Raw genomic sequence first — 14,315 nt, 5'->3', positions numbered from 1 at the left:
GGTAACTATGTGATTAACGGTGGGCCATCGCCACCAGCCAGTGGCTGAAGGCCTGGGCATCCGTGGACAACGCCTCACCCAGGCCACGTACCAGGTAAAACGACTCGCTCGCCTCGATGCGCTGGGCAAAAGGGGCCACCAGCCGCCCCTCCTGCAGCAAGTCCTCGACCAGCGACGAACGCGCCAGTGCCACGCCAAGCCCCAGTTCCGCCATGCGCAAGGTCGCCACCAGGGTGTCGAACTGCAGGCCGCTGGAAGAGTCGACCTGGTCGGCGCCAACCCGCTCCAGCCAATAACCCCACCCCTCCTCGTAACCCAGCACATGCAGCAACGGGACGCGGGCCAGGTCGCGCGGCTCGCGTAGCGGGGAGTCGGCAATCAGCGCAGGCGAGCAGACCGGCACCAGTACGTCACGGGTCAGGCGCTGCGCCTCCACGCCAGCCCACTGGCCGCTGCCCCAGCGGATTTCCAGGTCGTCCTCGGCATCCAGTTCCTTGACCCACAGGTTGCTGATGTAGCGGATGTCCACCTGTGGGTGCGAACGGCGAAAATCGGCCAGTCGGGGCGCCAGCCAGAAGTGCAGGAACGACAGGCTGCCGCGTACTTTCAAGGGCCGACGCTGGCGCTGCCCGAAAATTTCATTGGTGCCCACCGCCAGGCGGCTTATCGCATCCTGCACCACCGGCAGGTAGGACTGGCCCTCTTCAGTCAACCCCAGCCCCCGGGGCAGGCGCTTGAACAGCGCCACCCCCAACTGGCTTTCGAGGTGACGAATCTGCTGGCTGACGGCCCCCTGGGTGAGGTGCAGTTCCTCGGCGGCATGGGTGAAGTTCAGGTAACGCGCCGACACTTCGAAGGCTCTGAGCCAGTTCAAGGGGGGCAGGGTTTTCTGGGTCATCGGCGGTTTCTCTTGGCAACGTTCCGGTGGCCTAGTATCACCCTGCCCTGGCGGCCTCGGAACCTGGCGCGACGACTTCCAGCGGGCCTGCCCGGCGGCTGCGGAACTTGCACGTCAGCCAATAGGCCAGGTAGCACCAGGCAATGAAGGGCAAGCCGAAGTACAGGGCCACGCGCTGGGCCGGGTCGAAGGCAATGCCGATGCAGGCCAGTAAGCAGCAGAAGATCGCCGCCAGCGGCACGAACGGGTAGCCGCGCACCCGGAACTTCAGATCTTCGAGCTTGCCGCCATTGGCGATGTAATGGCGGCGGAAAGCCATTTGGCTGGCCGCGATGCTGATCCACACCACCACCACCGCCAACCCGGAAATGGACACCAGCGCCAGGTAGATGGTGTCTGGGGCAAACACACTGCTCAGCAGCGAAGCCATGCCGCCCGCCATGCTCAGGACAATGGCGTTGAACGGCGTGCCACGACGCGACAGGGCCGCATACCGGCGGGGCATGTTGCCTTGGTCGCTGAGGGTCCACAGCATGCGCGCCGCAGCATAGAGCCCGGAGTTGGCCGCCGACAGCAGTGCCGTGATGATGACGAAGTTCATGATGTCTGCGGCATAGGGGATACCGATCATGGCAAAGACCATCACGAACGGGCTTTCAACCACCCCGGCCTGTTCACGCGGCAACAAGGTAGCCAATACAAAGATGGTGCCGACGAAGAACAGCGCCAGGCGCAGGACCGTGGTGCGGATGGCCTTGGGCACGTTCTTTTCCGGGTCGCGGGTTTCGCCGGCGGCGATGCCGATCAACTCGGTGCCCGAGAACGCGAAGGCTACCGCCAGCAGGGTCATGGCGATCGACCAGAAGCCCGTGGGGAACAGCCCTTCGCGGGTGAAGTTGCCCAGCCCGGCACTGTGCGCCTGGGTAATTTCGAAAACGCCCAGGATCGCGCCGCCGCCCACCACCAGGAAGGCAATCACCGCCAGCACCTTGATCAGTGACAGCCAGAATTCGGTTTCGGCAAACGACCGCACCGAAATGATATTGCTGATGAACACCGCAAACCCGAACAGCGCACTCCATATCCACACCGGCGTGTCCGGGAACCAGCGCACCATCAGGATACCGGCAGCGGTGAATTCCGAGCCGATGGCCACGGTCCAGGTCAGCCAGTACATCCAGGCCACCATGTAGCCTGTACCCGGCCCGAGGTAGCGCGTGGCGTAACTGCTGAACGAGCCGACTTCCGGCATGTGTACCGCCAGTTCACCCAGGCACATCATCACCAGGTAGACCATGATCGCGCCAAGGATATAGGCGATGACCGCCCCCAGCGGGCCCGCCTGGTTGACGGTGTAGCCCGACGTCAGGAACAGGCCGGTACCGATGACACCGCCCAGCGCCAGCATGACGATATGGCGAGTTTGCATATCCTGCTTGAAGCTGTGCGCCGAAGCATTTCTCGTTGTCGTTGTCTGCAGGGACATTGTGATTTACTCATGAAAGTTGGCGGGCAAGGACGTTGCAACGACCTCGTCTTGGCAGAGCGAAGCGAATTGCCTTGCATATTGTTTTTGTTCGACTTCATGAAGTGGCACCCACCGCAAGCAGCGGGTGCTACGCGCCAGCCTCAGGCCTGTACTTCGGCCAGGCAGGCGTCTTCGTCACCGTGCAGTTCCTTTGCTGCGGCCAACTCCTGGCGCACCGATGCACAGGCCTGTGCCAGGTCTGCCAGCAGGTCCTCGGTGTCCTCGATGCCCACCGAAATGCGCACCAGCCCTTCGGAAATACCCAGGGCCAGGCGTTCTTCGAGGGTGTTTTCCACATGGCTGGTGGTACGCGCCGGGCCGTAGATGGTTTCTACCGCGCCCAGGTTGCCCGCCCGATGGGCGTACTTCAGGCGCGGCAGCAACCGCGCCACGGTGGGCATGCCACCTTTGAGCACGAAGCTGACGATGGCGCCGAAGCCGCGCATCTGCGCCTTGGCGATCGCATAGCCCGCGTGCTGAGGCAACCCGGGGTAGTTGACCGCTTCAACCAGCGGTTCGCTGGTCAGGTAATGCGCCAGGGCCTGGGCACTGGCCTGCTGCTGACGCACGCGCAGGGCCAGCGTCTTGATACCGCGGATGATCAGGTAGGCGGAAAACGGGTCCAGCGCTGCACCGTTGATCTCGCGGTAGTGGCGTACCTGCGCCATCAACGGCTCGGCACCACACACCACCCCACCCAGCACGTCACCGTGCCCGGACAGGAACTTGGTCGCGCTGTGCACTACCACGTCCACGCCCAGGGCCAACGGGTTCTGGTTCAGCGGCGTGGCAAAGGTGTTGTCGGCCACCACCACAGCGCCGGCCTGCCGGGCGGCAGCGCTCAGGCGCTGGATGTCCAGTACTTTCAGGGTGGGGTTGGTAGGGGTTTCCAGATACAGCAGGTCGCAACCTGCGGCGATCTCGCGTTCCAGCGCCTCGGTGTCGAGGGTGTCGCACAGGCAGACTTGCACGCCCATGCGCGGCAGGAACTCTTCGAAAATCTTGTTGGTGCCGCCGTAACTGTCGCGGGTCGATACAACGCGCTTGCCGCTTGAGAGGAAGGTATGCAGCACGGCACTGATGGCAGCCATGCCGCTGCTGAATGCCACCGCCGACTCGGCCTGTTCCAGCTCGCACAGCTTCGCTTCCAGTGTGGCGACTGTCGGGTTGCTCATGCGGCTGTAGATGTAGCCCGGCAATTTGCCCTGCGCCACGTCGTACCAGGCATCGATGTCGTTGTAGCCGTAGGCGGCGCTTACCACGATCGGGGTCTGGGTAGCGTTGTACGGGTGCTGGACCTGTTCCCCACCCCACACCACTCGCGTACCGATACCGACCGCTGCATTGCCCACGACTTTTTCGTTGTTGTTCATATCCGGTTCCCGCACCGCTGAGTTGTGTACACCGATTCGGCATCGGTTTCAGCGGACTATAGGGGCATGGCGGGGGGACTGAAAAACGATGGAATCGGGGTCTGAGTAGCGTTTTTTTTAATGGCTGGGGGCCAGACGGGCGCGGCAGCCGCCCGGCCCCCTTCAGGCTTTACACCAGATTGCGTTTCAGCTCGGCAATGTGCTCCGGGCCGATGCCACAGCAGCCGCCGACCATGCTGGCGCCGCGCTTGCGCCAGTCAGCGGCCCATGCCAGGTAACCCGGCGGGTCCAGGTCTTCGCGCAGCTCATCCAGGCCGTCGTTGGCGGTGGCTTCCTTGGGCTGTGGCGGGAAGGCGTTGGCATAAGCGCCAATGGCGACGTCAGCGTTGTGGCGTTCGATCACCGAGCGCGCCACATCGACCGCAGCGCCGATTACCTCAGGCTGGCTGCAGTTGAACAGCACGGTCGCCACACCCAGGCCGACCACCGCTTCGATGGCATCGGCCACTGGCTCGCCGGAACGCAGGCGCGGCGTTTCGTCCACGTCCTCGTCCTGCAAGGTGAACGACACCCAGAACGGCTTGCCGTCTTGCGGCAGGTGGGCGTGGATGGCCCGCACTTCGGCAACCGAGCTCTGGGTTTCGGCCAGCCACAGGTCGACATGCGGGGCCAGGCCCTGCAGTAACGGCGTCAGCACCTCCTCGACGCGCTCGGGCTGGAACAGGTCGGGGCGATAGGAGCCGAACAGCGGCGGCAGCGAGCCCGCTACCCTGACCGGGTGCGCACCGGTATCGGCGGCATGCCGCGCCAGTTGGCCTGCCAGGTTGGCCAGTTGTCGCCCTTCCTTGGCAAAACGCTCTTCGCCGATGTGGAACGGCACCACCGCATAGCTGTTGCTGGTAATGACCTGGGCCCCGGCAGCGATGAACGCTGCATGCACGCCAACCACCGCTTCCGGCGCCTCGCTCAGCGCCAGCGCCGACCACTCAGGCTGACGAAACGGCGCCCCACTGCGTTGCAGCTCACGGCCCATGCCACCGTCGAGAATTACCATCGCTCGCTGTTTCATATAACTACTCTAAAGGTACTTATGAATAAAATTCATTATGTAGGCGACACTTATAACTATTAAATACCGTTTCCTATCATTGGCCAACATTTCAGGTATGTCCATGCGATTTTCTACTGTGCTCGGTGCGGGCCTTGTGCTGCTCGCAACTGCTTCCCAGGCCTTTGCCGGTGCCACGCTGGAGCGGGTTGAATCGCGCAAGGAACTGGTCAACGTGCTGATGGAAAGCTACCCACCGTTTTCCTTCCTCAACGACCAGAACCAGCTGGACGGTTTCGACGTGGATGTGGCCAAGGCCGTGGCGGACAAGCTGGGCGTCAAGCTGCGCCTGGAAACCCCTTCGTGGGACGTGATCGCCGCAGGTCGCTGGAGCGGCCGCTACGACATCTGCATCTGCTCGATGACCCCGAGCAAGGCCCGCGCCGAAGTGTTCGACTTCCCGGTGGAGTACTACGCATCGCCTGCGGTGATCGTGGTCAACGCCAAGGATGAGCGCATCCATGGCGCCAAGGACCTTGAAGGCCGCAAGGTGGGTTTGACCAGTGCATCGAGCTACGAGAGCTACCTGAACAAGAACCTTGTGATCGAAGGCAAAGAAGACCAGAAACTCGAGTACCCCTTCGAATTCGTGCAGATCGCGCCTTACGACACTGACAACGTGGCCTTCCAGGACCTGGGCCTGGGCGCCGGCGTACGCCTGGACGCCATCCTCACCAACCTGGTGACCGCGCAGCCGCGCCTGGACCAGGACAAACGCTTTAAGCTGGCCGGCGCCCCGCTGTATGAAGAGCCGAACTCGGTGGCCATCGAGAAAGGCGACCCCGAGTGGGATGCCAAGGTGCGCCAGGTGTTTGCCGAGCTGAAGGCCGATGGCACCCTGGCCAAGCTGTCGCAAAAATGGATTGGCGCCGATATCAGCAAATGAGCACCTTTCCCCCATCCCCCAAGCCCGTGGTCAAGCCCGCGGGCAGCGGCCTGTTCGGCTTTCGCACCCGGCTGCTGCTGACCTGGCTGGCGCTGTTCGGGCTGTTTGTCGCGTTTTTCCTGAGCTTCGACCTTAAGTTCTCGATCATTCTGGAGAAATTCCCCAACCTCGCCGGTTTCAAGCTGGGGCCCAACGGCTTTCTGCAAGGCGCAGCGCTGACCCTGTTCCTGTGCCTGTGCTCGATGCTGGTGTCGGTGCTGTTCGGCTTTGCCGCCGCACTGGCGCGGTTGTCGAACAGCGCGGTGCTGGTGGGTGTCGCCAGCTTCTACACCTCGTTCTTCCGTGGCACGCCGCTGCTGATCCAGATTCTGCTGATCTACCTGGGGCTGCCGCAGCTTGGCCTGGTACCGGGCGCCATCAGCGCCGGCATCATCGCCCTGTCGCTGAACTACGGGGCTTACCTGAGCGAAATCTTCCGGGCCGGCATTCTCGGTGTCGCCAGCGGGCAACGTGAAGCGGCACTGGCGCTGGGCATGCGCACGCCACAGATTTTCTGGCATATCGTCCTGCCCCAGGCCATGCGGGTGATCATTCCGCCTACCGCCAACCAGTTCATCTCGATGCTGAAGGACTCATCGCTGATATCGGTGATGGGGGTGTGGGAGGTGATGTTCCTGGCGCAGTCGTACGGGCGATCGAGCTATCGGTACCTGGAGATGCTGACCACGGCGGCGGTGATCTACTGGCTGCTGTCGATCCTGCTGGAGCTGGTGCAGGCGCGGCTGGAGCGGCATTTTGGCAAGGCTTATCAGCGCTAAGGGCTGAATTGCAGGGACACTGTGGGGGCAACTGTCTTGCATAAGCCTTCTGGCCAGCACTGGCCCTTGTAGGAGCGGCCTTGTGTCGCGACGGGCTGCGCAGCAGCCCCAGGGTTTGCGCACAGACGCACACATTGCCGGGGCTGCTGCGCAGCCCGTCGCGACACAAGGCCGCTCCTACAGGGATCGCGCCAGCTTCCAGAAATTGAGCAAGACAGCCACTCCCACAGCGTCACAGCGCCTTCATTTCAGCAATATCCCGCGCCACCTGGTCTGCCGATTGATCGAACATCGCCTGCTCCTGCGCATCCAGCGGCAACTCGATCACCCGCGCCAGTCCCTCCTCCGCCAGTACGCAAGGCACACCCATGGCAATATCCTTGCGCCCGTACTCGCCCTGCAGAATCGCCACCGCCGGCAAGATGCGGTTTCGCCCGTTGGCGATCGCATCGACCATCTGCGCAATCGCCACGCCCGGCGCATCGCAGGCGCTGCCCAGCTTCTTCAACCCCAGAATCTCGCCACCGCCCTTGCGCGTGCGCTCCACGATCTGCTCGATCTGCTCACTGGACAAGAAGTGCGACAGCGGCACCGAACCGATCTGGCAGTAGCGCATCAGCGGCACCATGCTGTCGCCATGCCCGCCCAGTACCAGCGCCGTGATATCCCGGGCGGAAAAGCCGGTCTGCTCGGCGATGAAGCACTTCATGCGTGCGGTATCCAGCACACCCGCCTGGCCGAACACCTTGATGCGCCCCTGCCCGCTCAGGCTCCAGGCGCGATAGGTGAGCACGTCGACCGGGTTCGACACCACCAGCACCGTCGCGGTGGGTGCATGCTGCTTGATATCGGCCATGATCCCGTCGAGGATGGGCAGGTTGATACTCAGTACATCCTGCCGCGACTGCCCAGGCTTGCGCGGCACCCCTGCGGTGATGACCACCAGCTCGGCACCCTGCAGCATTTCAGCCTTGGCCCCGCCGTAAACCCGGGTATCGGAACCCGACTCGACTGCCGCCTGCCACACATCCAGCGCCTTGCCTTGCGCCATCTCGCCCTGCACATCCATCAATACCAACTCACGGCACAACTCTTTCCGCGCGATGATCTGCGCCGCCGCCTCGCCGACCATGCCGGCACCCACGATTGCCAGTTTTTTCACGTGACACCTCCCAGCGGCGCGCGCCACCAGGAACACGCCTGCAATACAGAGAAGTATCGCCTGTCGAGGCGAAAAGGCCACACAAAGGCAGTACCCTGTGGGAGCGGGCGTGCCCGCGAAGAGTCCAACGCGGTGCCTGGCACCGGCTGTGCCGGTGTTCGCGGGCGCGCCCGCTCCCACAAGGCCCCTGCCAACTCAATGCGTTATGTGCAGTGTTTCAGAAGCTCACCGACCGTGTCCTTGCACGGCGATATGCCATCTGGCAAGGTTGCCAGCAGAACGCCCGCCGACCGACCAGCGGTGCCTCACCTCAAAGGAAACCGGCCCTGTCGCTGCAACCCTCCGTTCGACGTGATCTGCTGATCCTGTGGCTTTCCATTGCCGCCGTTGCGCTGGTGCTGGCATGGCTGCTGCTGATCATCGGCCGCCAAGGCGCCGGCCCGCAGATTGCGCAGGCGCGCCAACTCACCTCGACCAGTTGCCAGGCGCTGCAGGCGGGTGCAGCACGCGTTGGCCAGCAACTCCCGTCTGCGCAAGATCAACCCTCTCTCATGACCCCAGCCGCAGCACAGGCGGTGCTTGATTTGGCACTGCGCGACCAGCCGGGCATGGAGGGCGGCTTCTGGCGAGCGGATGCGGGTGTGGTGGCCTACGCGTTCCCGACCTACGACGGCACGGGAATCAAGCGCGATCCGCCTAGCGCCGAGTTGGAGCGCATAGCCTCCACGGCCCAGCGCGCGCAGGATTCCGCAGGCCTCGTGGCAGACGTCCGACCGGGTTTGCGCGAAGCCGTGGCTTTCGCTGCATGCCCTGTGGACACCGAAGACCGGCGACTGATCGCCTGGACGCTGATGCGCGTGCCGCTTTTGGCCTCAGAAACAGTCAACACCTTGATCCTCGCGGTGAGCCTGCTGCTGGCGCTGGTCGTGGCCTCCGGCGCATGGCTGGGCTGGATGATTTCGCGTTGGCAGCGCCAGTCCGCCCATCTGCGAAAGCAACTGGCCCAGTCGGAACGCCTGGCCACGTTGGGGCGGGTTTCCGCGGGGCTCGCGCACGAAATCCGCAATCCTTTGGGCACGATGCGCATGAAGGTGGAAAACGCCATGGCGGCGCCGGCCGACCGGCGCGAAGCACGTGTGGCTGGCGCCCTGGAGGCGGTACTGTCGCAAACGGCACGGCTGGAGACGCTGGTGTCGAGCCTGCTGGCGTTGACGCAACCGTTGCGCGCCGAGCGCCAGGCGGTAGACCTGCAAGAATGGCTGGCGGAGCAACGCGATGCCCACGCCGAAGCGGCGCAAAACAAAGGCGTACGCATCACACTGGCGGTTGAACCGCAGCTGACCGCTAGCGCGAAGAAGGTTGCGCTGTTCGACCCGACACAAATGGCACGGGTGTTCGACAACCTGCTGCTCAATGCGATGGCGCACACCGAAGCACCCGGTGCAATCGAACTCGGTGCGCATCGCACGCGCCGTGGCACATTGCTGTTGTGGGTGGCGGACGATGGTTCCGGCATTCCGGCCGACTTGCGCGAAACACTGTTCGAACCGTTCGCCACCACCCGCGCAGGTGGTACCGGCCTGGGCCTGGCGCTGGTGCGCGAGATCGTGCAAGGTCACGGCGGGCGGGTCGGCCTCGCCGACTCGGCCAAGGGAACGCGTATAGAAATGGAGCTACCGTGGCCCGAATCCTGATCGTCGACGATGACGCTGCGTTCCGCGACAGCCTTGCAGAAATGCTGCAGGACCTGGGGCATGCGGTGCTGCAGGCGGAAACCACCGATGCGGGCCTGCACCAGCTGCGCACCGAGGACGTGGATGCGGCCATCGTCGACCTGCGCCTGCCAGGCGAGGATGGCCTGGTGTTCCTGCGCCGCGCGGCGTGCATCTCGCAGGTGCCGTGCATCATGCTCACCGCCTATGCGAGTGGCGGCAACACAATCGAGGCGATGAGCCTGGGTGCGTTCGACCATCTGACCAAGCCCGTGACCAGGGCCGCCCTGCTCGAAACGCTCGAACGGGCCCTGCGGCGAGCAGCCCACACCCCGGACAGCACCCAGGCGGCCGGGGCATCAGCTGCCGCAACAGAGCCCGCGGATGGCACCGAACTGGTCAGCAGCAGCGAGGCCATGCGCCAGGTCTTCAAGCGCATCGGGCTGGCCGCGAACTCCGACGCCACCGCCTTGATCCTCGGCGAGACAGGCACCGGCAAGGAACTGGTGGCGCGCGCCCTGCATCGCAACAGCGGTAGAGCCAGCGGCCCCTTCGTCGCAGTGAACTGCGCCGCGATCCCGGCCGAACTGATGGAAAGCGAGTTGTTCGGGCATGTCAAAGGCGCGTTCACCGGTGCCGTCAATGACCGTACCGGGCGCTTTCGCGAAGCCGATGGCGGCACCCTGTTCCTCGACGAAATAGGTGATATGCCACTGGCCACGCAGGCGAAGATCCTGCGGGTGCTGCAGGAGCGCGAAATCACCCCCGTGGGCGCCAACCACGTCCAGCCGGTGAACGTGCGCATCATCGTCGCCACACACCGAGACCTGCCCAGCGCAGTCAAGGAGGGGCGCTTCCGGGAAGACCTGTGGTACCGCCTGCAGGTAGTGCCACTGTGGTTGCCGCCGTTGCGTGAGCGCCTGGGCGACGTATTGCTGTTGGCCGAACACTTTCTGCGCCTGTTGGGCGGCGACTCGCCCAAGCGCTTGAGCGCGGCGGCAGCCCGCTTGTTGCTGGCCCATACCTGGCCTGGCAACGTGCGCGAACTGCGCAATGCCATGGAGCGTGCGGCCATCCTCAGCCACGGCCCGGTCATCGATGTCGAACACATCGGGTTGCAGCCTGCGGCTGCGCTTACCCCGGGCCTGGACATCGACTGGGACGGCCCTATGGCACAGGCCGTCGCCCGCCTGGAGCGCGAGATGATCGTGCGCGCCCTCGCTGCAACGGCTGGCAACCGCGCAGAGGCGGCGCGGCGCCTCGGGCTGTCCCGCCAGCAGCTCTATCGCAAGCTGGCCGAGTTCGGTCTGGACTAGCCCCTTCGCACGCAAGCCGGTGTCCGATCCCGTGACACCCAGGCGTCACGAGATCGGACGGAACATCGCCCGCAAATCACATAACTGCTTGATTTTATTGTAAATATTAATTGGCATGGTGCTTGCCCTGCAGGTTGGGTGCTTTCCCGATCCAAGGAGCTTCGTCTATGTCCAGGTATTTCATTGCCACACCTGTTGCGCTGGTATTCGGCCTCGGTAGCCTCAGCGCACATGCCATGCCGCCCGCCGCCGCCCACCTGCCTCCGACACCTCATCAGGGGGTGGAAGCCCCAGGCCTGACGGGCCAGTACACGGTGGAAGGCCAGGTGCAGCGGATGCTCATCAATCCCTACGGTGAAGTCGACGGCCTGCGCCTGAGCGACGGAACCATTGCCAGATTTCCACCGCACATGGCCGATGCGCTCACGGCCACGGTCAAGGTGGGGGATGCCGTGCGCATCATCGGACGGGCGGAAACGCGAGGCACGCTCAAGGCTGACGCCATCATCCACGCCGACAGCGGGCGCACCGTGTACGACCAGCCGCCGCCGGTTGGCCAAGGCCGAGCCCTGCCGCCACACCTGCGCGCCCAGCGCCTGCAGCCCCAACAGGTGGAAGGCCAAGTGGACACCGTGCTCACTGGCCCACGGGGCGAGGCCAACGGCGTCATCCTGAGCGATGGCAGCATCGTTCGTTTCCCGTCCGAGAGCCTGCGTCTTTCCGTGCAACCGGGCGCACCGTTCGCGGCGTCCGGGCTGGGCACGCGCAATGCGTTTGGCACCGCTTTGGAAGCGGTCAGCATGGGCACCACATTATCCACCCTGCAGCCGCTCTACGACCGCGCGCCATAAGGGCATGCCCCTATACACCCGGCCAGTGCGAGCTTCTGCCGCACCGGCCAGGCCGTCGCATTTGCGCTGACTGGAACTTCCCGATGCCCCCGACAACACCTTTCATACCCCCGGCACATGCCAGCTCACGGCGCTGGTTGTGCGGCCTCAACTTCTTCCTGGCCGACGTCCGTGATGGCCTGGGCCCCTTCCTGGGAGTGCTGCTGGTCAGCCACGGCTGGCGCGCCGATGACATCGGCTACGTAATGGCCGCCGGCGGCATCGCTGGCATGCTGGCGACCACGCCGATGGGCGCCTGGATCGATGCTTCGCGCCGCAAGCGACTTGTTCTGGCAAGCGGCACCCTCGCACTCATTCTCGCCACGGCAGCGCTATGGACCGCACCATCCTTCGGCGTCGCCATCGCCTCGCAGGTGGTGACAGGTGCTGTGGGCGCGTTGATGGGCGCCGGCATCATGGGCATCACCTTGGGCATGGTTGATCAGCGAGACTTGCCTCGGCAGCTCGGCACCAACGAAGCCTGGAACCACGCCGGCAACGTGATCGCGGCGGCATTGGCCGGGCTGGCCGGCTACCGCTGGGGGCTGTCAGCCGTACTGGTGCTGATGGCCCTGATGGCATGCGCTGCGCTTGCATGCCTGTGGAAGATCAATCCACAGGACATCAACCATGAGCGGGCCCGCGGTGGTGACCTCACTGGCAACCTGCCTGCGCAAGGTAGCCTTCATTCGCCTTCCCTGGTGCGGGTTTTGGCGGGCTCGCGCGAGCTGGGCCTGCTCGCGATCACCCTACTGCTGTTCCACCTGGGCAATGCCGCGATGCTGCCCTTGCTGGCACAGTCAGTCGTCACGCGAGGGTTGGCCGACCCTAGCATCTTCACGGCATCGACCGTCATCGTCGCGCAGCTGGTGATGATTCCGGTGGCGCTTTGGGCCGGGTGGTATGCCTCACGGCACGGGTATCGGGCGCTGATCATTACCGCCCTGTTGGCCTTGCCCTTGCGCGGGCTGATCGCCGGTTTCTGGCAGTCGCCGTGGGCGCTGATTCCGGTACAGGCCCTTGATGGAATCGGCGCGGGCCTGCTGGGGGTCGCCTTGCCTGGGCTTGTCGCTTGTATCCTGCGCGGCACTGGGCACGTCAATGCAGGGCTTGGTGCAGTGATGACGATCCAGGGAACAGGCGCAGCCATGAGTCACGCACTCGCCGGCTGGATCGCGCAGCATTTCGGCTATAGCGCAGCCTTCGTCGCCCTGGGCATCGTGGCCGCAATCGGGCTACTCACCTATACCTTTGGCATCGCCTCCCGCCTGCATCCGAAAAGCTTGTTTGAAAAGTCAGCGAAATCACTTTGACAAAAAATTGCTCGAGTAAACTGCATGCCTGCATTTGATCCATCCTTGCTCATCTGGACCGTGGCCGCCGTTGCGACCGGTGGGGTAATCCTGCGTCCCTGGCGCGTGCCGGAGTATGTCTGGGCGGTTGGCGCCGCTGTATTGCTGACCGTGTTTGGCCTGGTGCCAGTGCACACAGCCCTCGCCGCTGTCGCCGAGGGTGGCGATGTGTACCTGTTTCTGATCGGTATGATGGTGCTGGCCGAACTGGCACGCCAGGAAGGGCTGTTCGACTGGTTGGCCATGTACGCGGTGCAGCACGCCCGGGGCTCTGGCCAGCGCCTGTTCGACCTGGTGTTCCTGGTGGGGGTACTGGTAACGGTGTTCCTCTCAAACGATGCCACGGCTGTAGTGCTGACCCCAGCGGTGTACGCCGCATGCAGGGCGGCCAAGGCCGAGCCGCTGCCTTATCTGTTCATCTGTGCCTTCATTGCCAATGCCGCCAGTTTTGTGCTGCCCATCTCCAACCCGGCCAACCTGGTCGTGTTCGGCAGCCAGATGCCGCCGTTGCTGGAGTGGCTGCGGCAATTCACCCTGCCGTCGCTGGCCGCCATCGGCCTGACCTACCTGGTGCTGCGGCTGGCCCAGCGCAAGCAGATCCGCCAGCCCCTGGCAACGGCCATCGACGTGCAACCGCTGTCCAGCGGTGCACGCTTGTGCGCGCTGGGTATCGTGCTGACAGGCGCACTTTTGCTGCTGACCTCCGCCCTGGACCGGCAGCTTGGCTTACCCACCTTCTGCGCCGGCCTCGCCACGGCCGGGCTGATTCACCTGCGCCAGCGGCGCAACCCCGATGCCGGTGCTCAAAGGCGTGGCATGGGGCGTGTTGCCCTTGGTCGCCGGCCTGTTCGTGCTTGTGGAAGCGGTGGCACAGACGGGTGTGATCGAGCGCCTGGCCCATGCTTTGGCCGCACTGGCGCGCAGCTCCGAGCCCCAGGCGAGCTGGAGCGCCGGCGTGGTCGCAGCGATTGCCGGCAACCTGATGAACAACCTGCCGACCGGCCTGATCGCCGGCTCCGTCGGGCATATTGTCGAGTTACCCGCGAGGACCACTGCGGCGCTGCTGATTGGCGTCGACCTCGGGCCGAACCTGTCGATTACCGGCTCCCTGGCCACTTTGCTCTGGTTGGTTGCCGTTCGCCGTGAAGGCGAACACGTCGGTGCCCTGGACTTCCTGCGCCTGGGGGCACTGGTCATGCCTCCTGCATTGATCGGGGCGCTGTGGTTGCTTCATACGTGAAGTGGTTGGTCTCGCCTTTGCCTGCCCCGTTC

The 14,315-nt window shown here is 64.3% G+C and carries 12 protein-coding genes and 1 pseudogene; 8 read left to right on the top strand and 5 right to left on the bottom strand.

What is annotated here, in order from left to right:
* Window positions 1–13: 13 nt before the first annotated feature.
* From QIY50_14255 to QIY50_14240, 4 genes are all read right to left on the bottom strand, one after another.
* Entirely contained in the window at window positions 14–898 is an 885-nt protein-coding gene (locus tag QIY50_14255) for a LysR substrate-binding domain-containing protein (protein WGV18634.1), read from the bottom strand.
* 37 nt (window positions 899–935) lie between these two features.
* Window positions 936–2,384: an amino acid permease gene (locus QIY50_14250; GenBank protein ID WGV18633.1), complete on the bottom strand. Its 1,449-nt coding sequence runs from the start codon at window positions 2,382–2,384 to the stop codon at window positions 936–938.
* Between the two features lie 143 nt (window positions 2,385–2,527).
* On the bottom strand, window positions 2,528–3,799 hold the full coding sequence (locus QIY50_14245) for a cystathionine gamma-synthase family protein (protein ID WGV18632.1): 1,272 nt from the start codon (window positions 3,797–3,799) through the stop codon (window positions 2,528–2,530).
* A 169-nt stretch (window positions 3,800–3,968) separates the two neighbouring features.
* Window positions 3,969–4,853 carry a homocysteine S-methyltransferase family protein gene (locus QIY50_14240; protein WGV23057.1) on the bottom strand — a complete coding sequence of 295 codons (885 nt, stop codon included), beginning with the start codon at window positions 4,851–4,853 and terminating at the stop codon, window positions 3,969–3,971.
* A gap of 118 nt (window positions 4,854–4,971) precedes the next feature.
* Here QIY50_14240 and QIY50_14235 point away from each other — a divergent pair, with 118 nt between their 5' ends.
* Entirely contained in the window at window positions 4,972–5,793 is an 822-nt protein-coding gene (locus tag QIY50_14235; protein WGV18631.1) for an ABC transporter substrate-binding protein, read from the top strand.
* Window positions 5,790–6,611 carry an amino acid ABC transporter permease gene (locus tag QIY50_14230; protein WGV18630.1) on the top strand — a complete coding sequence of 274 codons (822 nt, stop codon included), beginning with the start codon at window positions 5,790–5,792 and terminating at the stop codon, window positions 6,609–6,611. Before QIY50_14235 ends, QIY50_14230 begins: the two co-directional genes overlap by 4 nt.
* 232 nt (window positions 6,612–6,843) lie before the next feature.
* On the opposite strand, the gene QIY50_14225 is transcribed toward QIY50_14230, so the two are convergent.
* A complete protein-coding gene (locus QIY50_14225; GenBank protein ID WGV18629.1) occupies window positions 6,844–7,773 on the bottom strand; it encodes a malate dehydrogenase in 930 nt (309 codons plus the stop codon).
* Window positions 7,774–7,985: 212 nt separating this feature from the next.
* Between QIY50_14225 and QIY50_14220 the strand changes: the two genes are divergently transcribed.
* From QIY50_14220 to QIY50_14195, 6 genes and pseudogenes are all read left to right on the top strand, one after another.
* Entirely contained in the window at window positions 7,986–9,467 is a 1,482-nt protein-coding gene (locus QIY50_14220) for an ATP-binding protein (protein ID WGV18628.1), read from the top strand.
* Entirely contained in the window at window positions 9,452–10,801 is a 1,350-nt protein-coding gene (locus QIY50_14215) for a sigma-54 dependent transcriptional regulator (protein WGV18627.1), read from the top strand. The genes QIY50_14220 and QIY50_14215 overlap by 16 nt, the downstream gene beginning before the upstream one ends.
* Window positions 10,802–10,968: 167 nt before the next feature.
* On the top strand, window positions 10,969–11,652 hold the full coding sequence (locus QIY50_14210) for a hypothetical protein (protein ID WGV18626.1): 684 nt from the start codon (window positions 10,969–10,971) through the stop codon (window positions 11,650–11,652).
* Between the two features lie 83 nt (window positions 11,653–11,735).
* Window positions 11,736–13,004 (top strand): MFS transporter, encoded by a 1,269-nt coding sequence (locus QIY50_14205; protein ID WGV18625.1) that lies wholly within the window; start codon window positions 11,736–11,738, stop codon window positions 13,002–13,004.
* A gap of 24 nt (window positions 13,005–13,028) precedes the next feature.
* Window positions 13,029–13,589 (top strand): annotated as a pseudogene (locus QIY50_14200) (SLC13 family permease).
* A gap of 247 nt (window positions 13,590–13,836) precedes the next feature.
* Complete coding sequence (locus QIY50_14195) at window positions 13,837–14,283, top strand: ArsB/NhaD family transporter (protein ID WGV23056.1); 447 nt, start codon at window positions 13,837–13,839, stop codon at window positions 14,281–14,283.
* Window positions 14,284–14,315: the final 32 nt, after the last annotated feature.

The sequence above is a fragment of the Pseudomonas putida genome, from assembly GCA_029953615.1.
Classification (GTDB): Bacteria; Pseudomonadota; Gammaproteobacteria; order Pseudomonadales; family Pseudomonadaceae; genus Aquipseudomonas.
The sequence above is the reverse complement of the archived record's forward strand: the minus strand, read 5'-3'. Positions and strand labels throughout refer to the sequence as shown.